At 54.4% G+C, this 16,948-nt stretch carries 10 protein-coding genes and 2 tRNA genes; 3 read left to right on the top strand and 9 right to left on the bottom strand.

Annotated features, from left to right (window positions below):
• The first annotated feature begins 122 nt into the window (after positions 1 to 122).
• Positions 123 to 199: transfer RNA gene (locus tag OGY09_RS12770), tRNA-Met, on the top strand.
• Positions 200 to 232: 33 nt separating this feature from the next.
• Positions 233 to 309: transfer RNA gene (locus OGY09_RS12775), tRNA-Met, on the top strand.
• Between the two features lie 74 nt (positions 310 to 383).
• On the opposite strand, the gene amiC is transcribed toward OGY09_RS12775, so the two are convergent.
• The gene (gene amiC, locus OGY09_RS12780; RefSeq protein WP_032944847.1) at positions 384 to 1,637 is read right to left on the bottom strand and encodes an N-acetylmuramoyl-L-alanine amidase AmiC; all 1,254 of its coding nucleotides are present in this window, start codon (positions 1,635 to 1,637) and stop codon (positions 384 to 386) included.
• Between the two features lie 235 nt (positions 1,638 to 1,872).
• Between amiC and argA the strand changes: the two genes are divergently transcribed.
• Positions 1,873 to 3,204 carry an amino-acid N-acetyltransferase gene (gene argA / locus OGY09_RS12785; protein WP_008785703.1) on the top strand — a complete coding sequence of 444 codons (1,332 nt, stop codon included), beginning with the start codon at positions 1,873 to 1,875 and terminating at the stop codon, positions 3,202 to 3,204.
• Between the two features lie 97 nt (positions 3,205 to 3,301).
• Here the strand turns inward: argA and recD are convergent, their stop codons facing one another.
• The 8 genes from recD to OGY09_RS12825 all read right to left on the bottom strand — a co-directional run bounded on the left by recD (position 3,302) and on the right by OGY09_RS12825 (position 16,851).
• On the bottom strand, positions 3,302 to 5,131 hold the full coding sequence (gene recD, locus OGY09_RS12790; protein ID WP_032944849.1) for an exodeoxyribonuclease V subunit alpha: 1,830 nt from the start codon (positions 5,129 to 5,131) through the stop codon (positions 3,302 to 3,304).
• Entirely contained in the window at positions 5,128 to 8,673 is a 3,546-nt protein-coding gene (gene recB / locus OGY09_RS12795; protein ID WP_032944850.1) for an exodeoxyribonuclease V subunit beta, read from the bottom strand. The genes recD and recB overlap by 4 nt, the downstream gene beginning before the upstream one ends.
• Positions 8,666 to 11,554, bottom strand: coding sequence for a pitrilysin (ptrA, locus tag OGY09_RS12800; RefSeq protein WP_032944851.1), 2,889 nt, complete (start codon positions 11,552 to 11,554; stop codon positions 8,666 to 8,668). Before ptrA ends, recB begins: the two co-directional genes overlap by 8 nt.
• A 179-nt stretch (positions 11,555 to 11,733) precedes the next feature.
• Entirely contained in the window at positions 11,734 to 15,102 is a 3,369-nt protein-coding gene (gene recC / locus OGY09_RS12805; RefSeq protein WP_032944852.1) for an exodeoxyribonuclease V subunit gamma, read from the bottom strand.
• A gap of 12 nt (positions 15,103 to 15,114) precedes the next feature.
• On the bottom strand, positions 15,115 to 15,438 hold the full coding sequence (locus OGY09_RS12810; RefSeq protein WP_008785708.1) for a prepilin-type N-terminal cleavage/methylation domain-containing protein: 324 nt from the start codon (positions 15,436 to 15,438) through the stop codon (positions 15,115 to 15,117).
• A complete protein-coding gene (locus OGY09_RS12815; RefSeq protein WP_032944853.1) occupies positions 15,423 to 15,830 on the bottom strand; it encodes a DUF2509 family protein in 408 nt (135 codons plus the stop codon). Before OGY09_RS12815 ends, OGY09_RS12810 begins: the two co-directional genes overlap by 16 nt.
• The gene (locus tag OGY09_RS12820) at positions 15,827 to 16,390 is read right to left on the bottom strand and encodes a prepilin peptidase-dependent protein (RefSeq protein ID WP_032944854.1); all 564 of its coding nucleotides are present in this window, start codon (positions 16,388 to 16,390) and stop codon (positions 15,827 to 15,829) included. Before OGY09_RS12820 ends, OGY09_RS12815 begins: the two co-directional genes overlap by 4 nt.
• Positions 16,381 to 16,851 carry a prepilin peptidase-dependent protein gene (locus tag OGY09_RS12825; protein WP_032944856.1) on the bottom strand — a complete coding sequence of 157 codons (471 nt, stop codon included), beginning with the start codon at positions 16,849 to 16,851 and terminating at the stop codon, positions 16,381 to 16,383. The genes OGY09_RS12820 and OGY09_RS12825 overlap by 10 nt, the downstream gene beginning before the upstream one ends.
• Positions 16,852 to 16,948: the final 97 nt, after the last annotated feature.

Below are 16,948 nucleotides of genomic sequence, written 5' to 3' on the forward strand. Positions count from 1 at the left end.
TAGTTCGAATCACAGCAAGGCGGCGACGCAGTGAATCCTTAGGAACATACTCCAGTAAGTAACTGAGGTTAGCGAGGAAAGCCAACGCTGATGTGGTTTGAAATACGAAGCAAAAAGACGGACGCGGGGTGGAGCAGCCTGGTAGCTCGTCGGGCTCATAACCCGAAGGTCGTCGGTTCAAATCCGGCCCCCGCAACCAATCAAATTTGATAAAATATAAGCAGTACGGTGACGCGGGGTGGAGCAGCCTGGTAGCTCGTCGGGCTCATAACCCGAAGGTCGTCGGTTCAAATCCGGCCCCCGCAACCAACACATTAAACACCTTAACGGGTGTTTTTTTGTTTCTGCCGCCCATAAAAAAAGCGCTTTTCAGCGCTTTTTTGTTATCCCCTTCTCGCCAGCGTCGCCCCATCGGCGAAGTAGGCTTTAATCCCTGCCAGAATAGACTCTGCAACTTCCTGCTGGAAGGTCGCCGTTTTGAGTTTGCGCTCTTCCTCAACGTTACTGATAAATGCCGTTTCGACCAGAATAGACGGGATATCCGGCGCTTTTAGTACCGCAAACCCGGCCTGTTCAACCTGGTTCTTGTGCAGATTGTTGATTTTGCCAAGCTTACTCAATACCGCTTTACCAAACTTCAGACTGTCGGCGATGGTCAGCGACTGCACCATGTCGAACATGGTGTGGTCGACATAGCGGTCACCGCTCTTACTGACGCCACCAATGAGATCCGAGGCGTTCTGGGTCTGCGCCAGATATTTCGCGGCGGTACTGGTCGCACCTTTGGTCGAGAGCGCAAACACCGACGAACCGCTGGGTTGTCGACTGGTAAAGGCATCGGCGTGAATAGAGACAAACAGGTCAGCACGCTGCTTCTGCGCTTTCGCCACGCGGACTTTAAGCGGAATGAAGATATCTTCATTTCGTGTCATAAAGACCTTCATGTTGCCCTCTTTCTCTATGAGGGCTCGCAGGCGGCGGGCAATCTGCAGCACCACATCCTTTTCACGCGTCTTGTATTTCCCCACCGCACCGGAGTCTTCTCCGCCGTGGCCTGGATCCAGCATAATGACAATGGGACGATCGCGCCCCGCTTTACCCGGCTGCGGGCCACTTTGTGCAGGTGGCACCTGTTTATCCAGATCGCCCTTGTTGTAATCTTCCAGCAATGCCAGCAGCGGATCCTGAACGTCCTGGGCATTCGCGGGATAGAGATCCATCACCAGACGTTCTTTAAAGCCTGCCACCGGAGCCAGCGCAAAAAGTTGCGGCTTCACATTCTGTTTCAGCTCGAACACCATCCGCACGGTCTTTGGATCAAACTGACCAACGCGCGCCGACTTAATATACGGATCGTCAGGACGAATCTGCGTCCCAATGTCCTTGAGCACCGAGTTCAAATTAACGTCTTCAATATCCACAACCACACGCTCAGGATTACTCAGGGCAAACTGTTTGTATTTCAGCAGACGGTTAGATTCTACCGTGACGCGAGTGTAGCTGGACGCAGGCCAGATACGTACGGCAACGACCTGACTCACGGCCGCCAGACCCACCTGGCTGACGCTCAAAAGCCACATAGCACCCGCACCTTTCAATAAACGGCGGCGACTGATTGCTGAATTGGATCCCGACATGCTTCTCCCGAGCAAAAGAAATCTTTTTTAGAGGTAATACGTAAAACGTCCGAATTGACCGGAAACTTTAGCGAATGACGCATAATCTGTCATCTATAAAAGGGTAAACATTCTTTTTATATTCACGGCATTACTGAGAAAAATCTTCGGCATGGGTAAAAATTACGCTTGCGCACAGCGCAAAAACAGAATAAAAATACACAAATTACGAATAATCATGCAATGAGGGTGTGCCGTGGTGAAGGAGCGTAGAACCGAACTGGTACAGGGATTCCGCCATTCTGTTCCCTATATCAATACCCATCGGGGAAAAACGTTTGTCATTATGCTGGGCGGCGAAGCCATCGAGCATGAAAACTTTTCCAGTATCGTCAATGACATTGGTCTTCTTCATAGCCTCGGCATCCGCCTGGTCGTGGTCTATGGCGCACGACCGCAGATTGATGCCAATCTTGCGGCGCATCATCATGAGCCGGTGTACCACAAAAATACGCGCGTTACCGACGCTAAAACGCTGGAGCTGGTCAAACAGGCTGCGGGTTTACTTCAGCTTGATATTACCGCCCGCCTGTCGATGAGCCTGAATAATACGCCATTGCAGGGTGCTCACATCAATGTGGTCAGCGGTAATTTTATTATCTCTCAGCCGCTGGGCGTTGATGACGGCGTAGATTACTGCCATAGCGGGCGTATTCGTCGTATTGATGAAGATGCCATTCACCGCCAGTTAGACAGCGGCGCAATTGTGCTGATGGGCCCGGTCGCCGTTTCCGTCACCGGTGAGAGCTTTAACCTGACGTCAGAAGAGGTCGCCACGCAGTTGGCTATCAAACTGAAGGCCGAGAAAATGATCGGCTTTTGCTCCTCTCAGGGTGTCACCAACGATGACGGCGATATTATTTCCGAGCTGTTTCCTAACGAAGCTCAGGCTCGCGTTGAGTTGCAGGAAGAGAAAGGCGATTACAGCTCCGGCACGGTGCGCTTCCTGCGCGGGGCAGTGAAGGCCTGTCGCAGTGGCGTACGCCGTTGCCACCTGATCAGCTATCAGGAAGATGGTGCATTGCTGCAGGAACTGTTCTCCCGCGACGGGATCGGTACGCAGATCGTAATGGAAAGCGCCGAGCAGATCCGTCGCGCTACCATTAACGATATCGGCGGGATTCTGGAGCTTATCCGCCCGCTGGAGCAGCAAGGTATTCTGGTGCGCCGCTCGCGCGAGCAGTTGGAAATGGAGATCGACAAATTCACGATTATTCAGCGTGATAACCTGACCATCGCCTGTGCCGCTCTGTACCCTTTCCCGGAAGAGAGGATTGGCGAAATGGCGTGTGTAGCAGTGCATCCGGACTACCGTAGCTCGTCACGCGGGGAAGTGTTGCTGGAACGAATCGCCGCGCAGGCCCGGCAAATGGGGTTGAGCAAGCTGTTTGTGTTAACCACACGCAGCATCCACTGGTTCCAGGAGCGCGGCTTCACGCCGGTGGATATCGACCTGCTGCCGGAAAGCAAGAAAGAGATGTACAACTATCAGCGGCGGTCAAAAGTGCTGATGGCGGATTTGGGGTAAGAGTCGTTGCCGGATGCGGCATAACAGCCTTATCCGGCCTACATCGCTGGCACATCTTTTTTAGGCCGGATGGCGCTGACGCTTATCCGGCCTACATCTACATCATGCCGTCATTAAATAATGCTGACAGTCCGCTGCGACGTTCGGTACGGGTGGCAATGGCGCGGCTCAATATCCGCTCATCGGCATACAGCGACAGGCGGCGGCGCGCGCGGGTAACGGCGGTATAGACCAGCTCGCGGGTAACCACGGGTGAATGCTGGCTGGGTAAAATCAACGCCGCGTGGTCAAACTCAGATCCCTGCGATTTGTGCACCGTCATCGCCCAGGTGGTTTCATGTTCAGGCAAGCGGCTGGGCTGCACCGATTTGATGGAACCATCCGGCAACGCAAACCACACCCTCAGGCCCTGTCCACGGTCAAGGGCAATGCCGATATCACCGTTAAATAATCCCAGCGAACTGTCATTGCGCGCGATCATCACCGGCCTTCCCTCATACCAGCGGCTATGCGTCGAACGATGAATTTTACGTTTTTGCGCCATCACCTGCTCAATACGTTCATTCAAACCACTAACGCCAAACGGACCTTCCCGCAGGGCGCATAGCAGCTGATACTCATTGAAGGCCTGAATGACAGCCCCCGGCTCGGCACCCTCGTGCAACAAATCCAGGTAGTGCCCATATCCCGCCAGCGCCTCATCCAGCATCGCGGCATAATCCTCGCTGCTGTGTAGCGTGCGTTTTTCGATGTCGCTAAATCCCTGCTGGAACACCGTTTTTATCGCAGTTTTGTCGCCGCGATTAATCGCCGCGGCCAACTGACCGATTCCGGAATCGCTGCCGAAACGGTAGCTCTTTTGCAGCAGGCACAGACTGTCGCGCAACGCTGCTGCCTGAATTCCCGAACCGGCAGGAATAGCGCTCCCGGTCAGGCGACTGAGCTGGCGGGCGCGTTCCGGGGTAAACCCGTCACCAACGAAAGCACAGATATCCCCCAGCACGGCCCCCGCTTCGACGGAAGCGAGCTGGTCGCGATCGCCCAGAAAAATCACCCGTCCGTGCGGCGGCAGCGCATCGATAAGGCGCGACATCATCGGCAAATCAATCATCGAGGCTTCATCCACCACCAGCACATCCAAATGCAGCGGGTTTCCCGCATGATGACGCAGACGCTGACTGCCAGGCTGAGCGCCTAATAATCGATGCAGCGTACTGGCGTCATCGGGGATGCGTTTCTTTTGCTCATCGGTTAGCGGTAGTTCTCGTAGCGCCGCGCCTAGTGAGGCGGTCAGGCGCGCAGCCGCTTTTCCCGTTGGCGCCGCCAGTCGAATACGACAGCGCTCACCGTCGGCCATTTGAATCAACACCGCCAGCAGCCTTGCGACCGTTGTCGTTTTTCCCGTCCCCGGTCCGCCGGAGATCACCGATATCCGGCGGGTGAGCGCAACAGCAGCGGCTACTTTTTGCCAGTTAACCCCCTCCGATGGCGGAAACAGCGCCGCCAGCGTGTGGGTCAGCCGTTGTTCATCCACTTCAATGGCGTGGTTCACTTCACTGAAAAAGCGAGCTACGGTACGTTCGTTGTGCCACATCCGGTTCAGATACAGGCGATCGCCGTACAGCACCAGCGGCGTGGGTTGCTCGCCACGGCTTACCGCACTGGATGCCAGCAGACATTCCGCCCAGTCTTCTGGCTCGCCCGTTTCAGCGAGCCAGGCGCTTAACAGAGGATGCGCGTCCTCGCTCAGAGATAACCGTGAAAGCGGTAAGCAGACGTGCCCTTCTCCCGCTTCACGGCTGAGCAACGCCGCAGCCAGCGCAACGGCAGGGTTGTCACTTCCGGCAACCGCCAGCGCGAACTGAGCATCCAGAGGCCGGAGCTGTTTTTGCTCAACAGCCTCCAGAAATCGTTTCTGGATTGTCATAACATCGTCTCCTGCACCGCACCGGCAAACATCTCGTCCATCAACGCAATCAACTCTCCGTCAGGTCGGGTCGCGTAAATTCCCTGCTGCGGATTTTCACTGTCAACGCCGCGCAGGAAGAGATAGATAACGCCGCCAAAATGGCGTTCATAATCGTAATCAGCAATGCGATGGCGTAAGTAGCGATGCAGCGCGAGGGTATAAAGTTGGTATTGAAGGTCGTAGCGATGCGCCTGCATGGCAGAGGCCATTGCCTGCTGCGTATAGGCGGAGCTGTCTTCGCCCAGCCAGTTCGATTTGTAATCGAGCAGGTAATAACGCCCCTGGTGGCGGAATACCAGGTCAATAAAGCCTTTCAGCATGCCGCGAACCTGCATAAAGTCCAACGCAGGGCACCCCGCCGATAGCGGATCGTATTGGCGAATTAACGCATCAAGCTGGTTGGCCATCAACGGCTGCGAAATCGGCAGATAAAACTCCATCTCCACCTGTTTTTCACGCGCGGATAGCTGGCTCAAACTCACGCCCGTCTCGTTGAGAGGCGCCTGCAAAATGGCGTCCAGCCATTCGGTCAAAACCGGCGTCCAGTGTGCGTCATAACCGCCCAACGCCAGTTGCTCCTCGACCCAATGCGGATCCACCGGTTGCGTAAAATCGAGGTCTTCAAACAGGCTATGCAAGAATGTACCCGGCGAAGCGCCGCGCGGAAACTGATGCGGTGTAAGCCCTGACTCTTCAATAACCTCACCGACGCCTGCGGCATCGATATCCAGTCTTGGGATCAGATCCTGCGCGATACCCTGTCCACGCTGTTGCAAACCGGAATAACTGGTCACGCGCCAGCTATCACCGGGCTTACGCTGCAGTATTTTTGCACTCAGTTCGCTGCTAACAGCCTGCGCAACCTGCCAGGGTTCACCGTCAGGCTGCGCGGGTGTCTGGCAAGCAATATCATTGCTGCAAAGCGCTTCAATCGCGCCACGCAGACCCACGGCATCCATCGGCTCGCCTTTTTGCAACAGGCGGCCAAGGGCACTCTGATGCACATCGGTATCCCCTTTTTTATCGCCCCGGCGTCGCACCAACGGCGCAACGCCAAGGCTGCAGTGCCATACCGAACGGGTTAGCGCGACATAAAGCAAACGCAGATCTTCTGCCAAACGCTCCGCTTCGGCCAGCTCAACGCTCTCCACAGCATCGCTGAGATCCAGCACGGCTTCAAAAGAGCTACGATCGTGGTAGAAAGCCTGATCCTGAACGCGGAAATTGGTGATAAACGGCAGCCAGACCAGCGGATACTCCAGCCCTTTCGATTTATGGATGGTGACGATTTTGACCAGATGCTTGTCGCTTTCCAGCCTGAGCTGCTGGCTGGACGCGTTGCTGTCGGGTTCAAGAATATGCTGGGACAACCAGCGCACCAGCGCATGCTCGCTTTCCAGCTGCGAGCCCGCTTCCTGCAACAGTTCGCTGATATGTAAAATGTCGGTCAGTCGACGTTCGCCTCCCGCCGTCGCCAGCAGGTTCTCTGCAATCTGGCGAGCCGTCATCAGCGCACGTAGCATCGGCATCACGCCGCGTTTATGCCAGATCTGACGATAGCCGTCGAATTCTTCGACCACCGCATCCCAGGCATTCTCGTCGGTATTTAACGCTTCAATATCCTGCGCATTCAGCCCCATCATTGAGGTCGCCAGCGCGCTACGCAACGTGTTCTCACGTTCCGGCGTCATCACCGCCTGCAGCACCCATAGCAACTCCTGCGCTTCCAGTGTTTCAAATACGCTGTCACGGTTGGAGAGGTAGACAGAGGGAATGGCCAGTTGCGTCAGCGCATCACGGACCAGCGCCGCTTCCTGGCGGCTACGCACCAGTACGCTGATATCTGACGCGCGTACCGGGCTGGATGCTTTGCCACTGACCAGTTGCGCTGCGCCAGAATGCCCGGCTTTAAGCCAGTCGCGAATTTGTGTGGCGCACACCTGGGCCATGTAGCTCTGATAATCGCCTACGCCGCAACTTTCTCCTTCCATCAGCCACATACTCATAGCTGGCTGCGTTTCGCCGTGCAAAACAAACCGTAACGCCTGGTTTTTTTCTGCGGATTTTACCGGGCTGAAAGGGATTTCGCGGAACATAAAGGCGTCGTCCATCTGGCTGAAAAGCGTATTCACGCTATTGACCATGCCGGGGGCCGAACGCCAGTTGGTATCAAGCGTATAGTGTGCGCTGACTTCGCTGCGCGCCTTCATATAGGTGAAGATATCCGCGCCGCGAAACGCGTAAATTGCCTGTTTCGGATCACCAATTAGCAGCAGTGCGGTATCCGGCTGATGCTGCCAGATCCGACGAAAAATACGGTACTGCTGCGGATCGGTATCCTGGAATTCATCGATCATGGCGACCGGGAAACGAGTACGAATAGCCGTCGCCAGCGCATCGCCGCTTTCACTGCGCAACGCCGCATCCAGACGGCTGAGCATATCGTCAAAACCCAGCTCGCCGCGGCGACGTTTTTCCTCGGCAACTGCCGAGCGGATCTCCGCCAGCGCCCGGGTGATCACCAGATCGCGGAGAGTTAACGGTTCGCTAAGCAGTTCATCAATAGCTACAAACAGCGGGTGCTGAGGGGTTATCCCGCCCGCTTTGGTTCGCTCTTCCAGAAAACGCTGTGAGAATTTCTCCAGCGCGTCAGGAAGCTGGTAACTTTGTGTTTCTTCCTGCGCCCACGCGCTGATCTTTTCGATCCACTTGCCCTGATTACCGCGATTAAATTTACGCCGGTCAATTCCGGAGGCTTCCATCAGGCCATCCAGCTCATCAACAGAATCACGCCATTGCTGCTTGATCTGGTTAATGCGCGCGAGAATTTGTTCATGCCGGGAGGCCAGCGTTTCGTCATCAGACGGTGGCGCCTTGATAACCGGCGCTTCCCCCTGCAGATAGCGATCGATATCTCTCAGCAGCGCTTGCGGTCCTTTCCACGTTTCAAAAACCACCTGCGCAATGTCGCGGGGCAGCGAGTAGCAGTGCCGACGCCAGAAGTCCGCGCAGGCCTGATAGCGCAGCAGCGATTCATCTTCTATCAGCTGCTGTTCGAACAGCATGCCTGACTCAAAGGCATTGAGACTGAGCATACGCTGACAAAAGCCGTGGATGGTAAACACCGCCGCTTCATCCATCTGTCTTTCAGCCAATAGCAGCCACTGCGCGGCCTGTTTTTTATCGGCAATTTCATCTAACAAACGGGCATATAGCGGGTTGTCGGTGGTTTCACGCAGGCAGGCAATTCGCAGTTCATGAATATTGCTACGAATTCGACCACGCAACTCTTCGGTAGCCGCCTCGGTGAAGGTAACCACCAGCAGTTCTTCGACGGTCAGAGGACGAGGAAAGGCGGCAGAGCCGCCCAGTCCAAGCAGTAAACGTAAATACAGGGCGGCGATGGTAAAGGTTTTACCGGTGCCCGCAGAGGCTTCAATCAGGCGCTCGCCCGTCAGGGGCAAGCGCAGTGGATCAAGGGACTCAGCGGCATCATTCATTCTTATCACTCATCAGGGGTAAGGTTTGCTGCAACGCGCTGACGGTCTGCCACACTTTCCAGCCTTCCGGGTGCACATATTCTGCTTTCCCATTCTGACTGCCGGAAACCTGTGACAATATCGCCATGCCTTGCGGCTCAACCACCGCCTGATGGAAGAAGTCGGCAAGTTTTTGCGGCGTCAGCAGTTTAATCTGAGCCACTATTTTATCACGTGAATCGAAGCGCATATTGCCGCGATCAAAATCTTTGCTTAACTGTGAGGCTTCTGCCCCCAGCGTTTGCGGCGCCTGTAGCATTTGCGCAATAATCGCCTGCTGAATTTGCGCGAACTCTTCAGGTTTCATCGCCCGCAGCTTCGCTTCCGCCGTCGGGAAGAACGCTTTATAACGCTCCCAGAGGTAAGACGGCTGCTTATCACTGCTTTGCAGCAGGAACCCCATTCCCCACTGACGGCCAACGCTCATCGGGAAAGCAAATACGGCGTAGCCTAACTGTTCTTCAGTACGCAGCTGATTGTAGAACCACGGCTGAACAATCTGACCTAACATAGCGCTGTAGGCTGAACTGGCGTATTCATCGTATCCGGTTGGCACAAATACCGCGGCCAGCGCTGAATCCGTGCTGCTGCCTGCTTTTTCGAAGATGACGGACTGCTTCTTGTCCACAACCACATCTTTGTTGCGACACCACTGTGACCCGTTCGCACCAAGCTGTTTTTGGATATCCCGCGCCATGCTCGTCGTCTGAGCTTCGCTCATATTGCCAATGACCAGGAATTCAGGTCGCGCACCGGTTTTTAAGGCGTCGCGGTAGGTCATCACCTCTTTCAGGGTGATGGAAGGCAGCAGCTTACGGCGCTCGTCGCGGGAGAAGTACGGCACCTGAGAAAGCATCTGCACCGGCATAATAGCCTGATCGTAAGCTTTACCCTTTTCTGCGGAATCCATCATCTGGGCATACCAGGATTTCGCCTGTTCCAGCTGTTCGTCCGTTGAGGTATAGCTGAAATAGCCACTCAGCAGCGCCTGAAAAAGCTGCGGCAAACGTTGGGTGTAGCCGTTGGCGTTAAGCATCAACCCATTGTTAGCGTTGGTAGAGAAACCAATTCCACCTACCGATGCCTGGTTACTTAACTGATCGAGCGCAATCCCTGCCAGGTAATCGTTAAGTGCGAATAAGACCTGGTTGCGGGCGCTGTCCATGGCTTTCGGGTTACGCAGGATCACGCTGACGTCAGCCTTCGGCTCGCTGGCAAAATACTGGCTCGGGGCATACACCACGCGTAAATCCGGCTCATCAACGATCAGCTCAGGATGAGCGTATTTTTTATCCGTCTTAATCAGCGTGAAATCATCCGGAATGTAGGGGTTCAACTCCGGTAACGACAGCGCAATGCCCTGCGCTTTTTGCTGCCAGTCGGCAAAGGTTTTGTCGCTGATTTTATCCACCTGGTAAGGCGCATCGACAAAATAAGCGGTTTTATTATGTGGCTCTTTCGCGCTGATATACCAGATACGCGCATTCTGCGGCGTCATCATTGCCAGACGTTGCTCAACGGCTTTCGCATCGTACTGATCAGCTATATTCACCGCATCCAGCGTATGCTCGACAGGAACGCGGATCATGGTATCAGCCAGCCATTCCACATAGTCCATATCACGGGTGATGGAGGGATAACGGAAATCGAGATCCAGCACGTGCGCCAGCTCGTCAAAATAGCGTTTATCGACACCTTTCTCGCGTAACAAATTGAGGTAGCTAAAGATTGCTGCGACAACTTCATCGCGGTTCGCCAGCCCCTTGTCGGTTAACGTCGCGGAAATGGCTAATACGCCGCTGTTCCCGTTGACCACCGGATCGGAGTCTGCGCGAATACCTTCAACCAGGCCCTGCTTTTGCAGCCAGTCAGACAACGTGCCCGGGCTACGATTGCCAATCAGGTAGGTCACCAGTTCATCGGTTTTACTGCGGAACTGCGCGCTGTTGTTATCGATACGAAACTCGACGCGCAATACTTTACGCGGCATTGCCGGAACATAGTGGATGATGATGCCCTTTTGCGCATCAGTGACGACCGGGACGGTAATCTCAGGCTTTGCGATATTCCTGTTCGGTACGCGCCCAAAGGTGTCAGCCGCTATCCGCGCCAGCTCTGGCAGCGGTTTATTGCTATAAATCACCGCCTTCATCAGGTTCGCAGAGTAGTACTTTTCATGAAATTTTTGTAATGCTTGCAGCACCGGGTTGCCCGGTTTATCGCTTAATGTCTCAAGATTCCCGCCAGAGAAACGCGAACCTGGGTGCGCCGGGTTGATCGTCTCAGCGCTCACCTGCGCCATACGCATCCCGTCTCGGGTACGCGCCAGTGTCAGCTCGGAGTTAACCGCGTTACGCTCGCGGTCGGCATATTTTTTATCCAGCAATGGATCGGCAATAGCATCCGCCAGGCGATCCACCGCCCCCACCAGCGCGTCGTTTTCGACTTCAAGATAGAAGGCCGTACGATAAGGCGCAGTGCTGGCATTGTGGCTACCGCCGTGCATTTTCAGGAATTCAGCCAGGCTGTCCGGCTGTGGGTATTTTTTCGAGCCCATCAGACACATGTGTTCGAGATAGTGCGCCAGCCCCTGATGATCGTCCGGATCTTCCAGCGAGCCCACGGGGACTACCAGTGCAGAAAGGGATTTCACGGCCTGAGGATCGGATACCAGCAGCACAACCATGCCGTTATCAAGGCGCACGGCCTGATACTGACGGGTGTCTTTATCGCTTTTACGGATGGTTTCAGCTAAAGGCTGCCAACCGGTATCTGCCTGACTTACGGGAACCCAAAGGGCGACGAACAACAATAATGCGCTGAACCAGGTGCTGCGGGGCATTCACAAACCTCATCATTAACGTATTCACCTGTTCACTGCAAACCACGTATCAATACGTGGCCTGAACAGGGCAAGACTTTGTGCTGAACAAATCAGCATCTTCTCTTTGTAAGAATCAGTCCGTGACAGAATGCGCATCATAGTGGAAGCCATCGAATTGCGCAATTTTTATACAGTCATCAGGACTGGTTAAAGCGAAAAATCGGTAACAGATAGCGCTGTGACTGTAAAACAATAGCCTCCTGCGTATCAGCATCCAGTTGACGCCAAAGACGCTGATACCAGATATCATCACCTTCGCCACGTACCATCATGTTGCCTTCATAGGCTTGCAGAAACTTACTGCGCGCTTTTTGCAACGTTGCATCGTTATCTAACATGGCATCATTTGCGGCGTCATAACAGGTTTTTATCCATGCACCACCGCTTTCGGGCAATACCAGCAACGGTGACGACATGCCTTCCCGATACCCCTCAATGAGTTGCGACAGGTACAGCAACGCCTGTTCTGCATCCAGCGGCGGAAAACGCCATTCTCCGTCTTTACGCAGGAACAATCGGCTCTCTCCCCTACCGCCACTGGCACAATAGACAAGATGTTCCAGCCAAAGTTGCACACCCTGCGCAATGCTTATCAAAGATGGGCGCCAGCGCAACAAACCATCCTCTTGCACCTGCGGCAGCCAACCGGTGATTTGCACGCCGTGACAGTTAAGATCGATTTCCATGCTCTGACAGGGCTGACGACAGGCGATAATGCGTTCAGCCAGCGACTGCATTTCCTGACGCTGCGTATCCCACAGAATTTCGCCAAACGGCCCATAGGGTAGCGCGCCCGCCGCACGAAAACGGCGGAACAGTCGTTCAGCATCGTTCTCTTCAACCAGCGTATTAAGCAATTGCTGATTAAGCTGGTAGCGGGTTAACCCTTCAAGAGTGAAAGGTTCCGTATCCGGGATCTCACTCTCTTCAGAGCGGAAGTTGACCCTTAAACGCATCTGGAAAAAGGCGCGTACCGGATGTGCCCAAAATCGCTGCAGCGTTTCCAGCGTTAGCGTTTCTGGCATTTCAAAGGGAAGAGGCTGCACAAAATCCGTGTGCGCTTTTCCTGACAGACTCGCCGCAGGCAGCCATTCCCGGGCATAGCTTTGCTGTTCGCCCGGCAAATAGTTTTGTGCATCAAAGGGCATACGGGTATGCAAACGGGTTATATGCGCTTTTACCCTTGCCTCGCTTTGATCGCAGGTCAACGATTCATCGCCCGGCAGATAATGGCTTTGTCCAATGTAGTCCATCAGTTCTTGCACCAGCACCGACGGGAAGCGCTCGCTGTTATCCTGAATAGAGCGGCCAATGTAGCTGATGTAGAGCGTCTGCTGTGCCGAGATTAATGCTTCGAGGAACAGATAGCGGTCATCATCGCGACGACTGCGGTCACCCCGCATCGGTTTTTGGCTCATTAAATCAAAGCCCAGCGGCGCAAGCTGACGCGGATAAACCCCATCGTTCATACCCAGCAGGCACACCACTTTGAACGGAATGGAGCGCATCGGCATCAGCGTACAAATGTTAACGGGCCCCGCCAGGAAGCGCTGGCTGATGCGTTCCTGGTCAAGGCGCTGGGCTAGCTCATCACGCAACAGAGAGAGCGGTATAGCATCGCCGTACTCGGCCCCTAAACCTTCGGTAATAATGGCCTGCCACTGCTGTTCAATCAGCGTCATTGCCGCTTCGGTGTCCGCGTCCGGTAGGAAGAAATCATTAAGCATTTCCCGACAAACGGGTAGCCACTCTTCCAGCGGACGTTCCTGCGCTAACCCTCTACGCCAGAGATTAAGCTGCATCAGCAACGAGGCCAGATGCCCTACCAGCTCGGCAATCAGGCCGCTGGACTCATCGTAAGGCAATACCGATTGCCACTCGCCCTGCGAGCTTTCCATCGCGTAGCCGAGCAGCATACGCGTTAAACCAAATTGCCATGTATGCTGACCTGTAGGTGGAAGTTCCAGTTCACGCACGTTATCGTCGTCAATTCCCCAACGAATCCCGGATTCATTGACCCATAAGCGAAGATAGCGCAACCCTTCTTCATCAATGTTGAAACGCGCCGCCAGCACGGGAACATCCAGTAACGCCAGGACATCCTCTGAGACAAAACGGCTATCCGGCAGCGACAGCAGGCTGATAAAGGCCTGTAAGACGGGATGAGACTGGCGTGCCCGACGGTCAGATATTGCATAAGGTAAGTAACGCTCGGCTGGCGCGCTACCAAAGACCGACTGAATGAATGGGCTGTAGCTGTCGATGTCCGCCACCATCACAATAATATCGCGCGGCGTCAGCGTTGGGTCCGCTTCCAGCATGGCCAACAGCCGGTCATGAAGAATTTCCACCTCGCGCTGTGGGCTATGGCAGACATGGAAAGTCACACTGGTGTCGTTCAGCTCAAGCCGGCGTTTATTGTCGCTACGGGAATATTCTTCCAGCGTAACGCCCGCCACGGCATTACTTTCAAGTTCCAGAATATCCGATTGAATATTATGCAAAAGGTTGTCAGGCGTAATATCGACAAACGCATCCAGTTCCTGACTGTTTTCCAGCTCCGAAAGCAAATAAATGTAATCACGCCCCAGCTTGCCCCACGAGGCCAGCATCGGGTTGCCCACATCCTGTTCGCCATCGCTGTTAAATAATCCTTCGGCTTTCTGGTTATCACGAAACAGCGGCAGATGCCGTTCTTCAAAGCTGTGCCGACGCTGACGAGCCATCAGCTTCGCCAGCCAGGCAGGATCTTTAATGTCGCCCCAATAGTAGCGACAAGGGTTGGTAAATAGCAGATGAATATCAATGTGCTTACCCAGCGCCTGCAATGCCTGCAAATAAACCGGCGGTAGCGCCGAAATTCCGCAAATAAAGACGCGAGAAGGCAGCCCCTGCGGACATTCAGACGCATTTTCCAGGGTCTGAATAAATCGTTGGTATAAATTGGCACGATGCCAGCGCGGTTGGCCCAATTCCGCGGTGTATTCCACCAGCGCTTTCCACAACGGTGCCTGCCAGGCCTGAGACTCGCCAAGTCCCTCAACCTGTCGCCCCGCTTCCCACTGGGTCAACCAGTCAGGGCGGTAGACTAAATACTGATCGAAAAGGTCAGCCGCGCGCGAGGAAAGCTGAAAAAGCTTACGTTTATCAGTGTCGTCCGTCAGATAGTGGCGTAGCAATGCGAAGTCATCGCTATCCAGCAATTGTGGCAACAGCGTCATCAACTTCCAGCTCATGCTCTGTTTGCTGAACGCACTCTCTTTCGGGATATCCGGCAGCACGCGCACAAACATATCCCAGATAAAACTCGCGGGCAGCGGAAAATCGATATTGGCGGCAATACTAAACTTCTGTGCAAGAGTCATTTGTAGCCACTGAGCCATACCGGTACTTTGAACCAGGATCATCTCAGGTTCAAAGGGGTCGTCCAGCCGCTCGCGCTCAACGATAAATTCCATTAACGCTTCCAGCACATCCAGACGGTTGGAGTGGTAGACCCTTAACATAGCGACTCCTGACTACTGACGATTCGGGCAATGCAGACGCGTCATCTGACCCTGCCTGCCGAGGGGTGAAGAAATTATAACGTTGATGCTGACACATCCCGCTCTCGTTGTCTGCATTCGGTTAACCTGCCAGTTCACAGGCGATGAAAACGGGTACAGCTGGGTTTGCTGCCAGGCGTGGCGCCAGAGTTGCTGATATTGGTTTCTGATGATAAAGCTGTTCATTAGTACCCGCTGGTATCCTGACAACGCGGTCACAATCATGATCATCAGTACCATTGCCAGCATCACTTCCGGCAGACTAAAGCCACGCTGTCTGTTCAGGGGATCTGGCATAACGTCTGCTCCTTTAGCGGACAAAAATCGCTCCAGCCACGCGCCGAGAATTCTATGTTGCCATCAATAACCACCCCCTGACGCCATAACGATATCCCTTCATAGTGGGCAATAAGCAGCACATAATTATTGGTAAGCCGGCGCAGGCAAACCGCGGCATCCTGCGTGGGAACGCGCCGACACTGTACGGGGGGTTGTAAGCGCCAGGGCTGCATACGCCCCCATTCCATCGCGGATTGCACTACCGCCTGACGCTGCAGCGCCTGACTTTGTGTGGCCACACGCGCAGCAAAACTGGCCTCCTGTCTGCTAACGCCTTGCAGCAGCAGACTACCGAGCACCAGCAGCAACAGGACCATTGCCAGAGAGGATACGCCTCTCTCACGGTTCACAGGTTGAATCCCGTAACGCTGTAGACCGCTTCAACAACTTTTTGTGGTTGGTCATTGCCCACTCCACGCAAACGCAGCGTAAGAAGCGGGGAATATCCGCTGAAATTCAGCCTTTCAACCTGGAATGCCTCAATCTGCATCGTGGCCGGATCGGTCATTTTCTCCCATCCTTTGCCAGTGCAGCCGGTGGCTCCACGCACGGTTTCCAACACCTTGTCCTGTAAACGAAACCCAATAGAATCAGCCTCTTTCACGGGACTGCTTTCCCAAACGCCATTGCTGTTGGCATCCCAGCGGGCAATAACACAGTCTCCCTTAGCCGATATCACCAGTCCCTCTCCGACACAGTTTCCCCGGCAATACCCCGCCCGCTGAAGATGCTTCGCCACGGTGTAGACCCGCTGCCATATTTCATCTTCCAGTACTAACTGGCGTGTGTTACGCAGAATCTCTCGCTGTAGCGCCGGTAAAAATCGTGCTGAGCTAAGCAATAAAATACTGCTAATCGCCATGGCAATGAGCATCTCCAGCAGTGAAAATCCCCGTTCATTTACTGACATAATCTGGCCTCATCGCGCTCGCAAAGCCTGATTCGCCCCCAGCCAGACACCACCACGCGCCATTCCCCATTCGCATTTTTCAGACGTATATGTCCGGCCCATGCCGTATTGCGCAGTCCAAAAAAGGCCAGTGAAGGTGTTATCTCTGCCATTTCGACGTCGTCCCAGGGCGGTGTAAAAACCAAAGACGAAGCGGGTCGACACGTGGTTTGCGAAGCCGCAGAGCTGACAAAACACCATGATGTGCCATCCCGAATCACGCTTATCACATGATCGCGGTTACGCCAGTTAGCATCTTCACGCAGTTGCAGCAGGTAGTCCCGCACCTGGCAGGCGGTCTGCCACAGCCGCTGTTGCTGCTGCCAGCGCTGCCAACCATACAGCCCAGATGCACCAAGCGCCGCGACAATCAGCATCGCAATCAGGGTTTCGAGAAGCGTGTAACCTTGTTGTTTTTTCATGTCGCCAGTATGGCGTGAGGAAAATGAATAACGAGCGGGAAATTCGGTTTCTACGGCGAGCTATGGGGAATATTTAGCGCGTTACAGGCCGTTGCAA

Source organism: Citrobacter sp. Cpo071 (genome assembly GCF_030332765.1).
Taxonomy (GTDB): domain Bacteria; phylum Pseudomonadota; class Gammaproteobacteria; order Enterobacterales; family Enterobacteriaceae; genus Citrobacter; species Citrobacter portucalensis.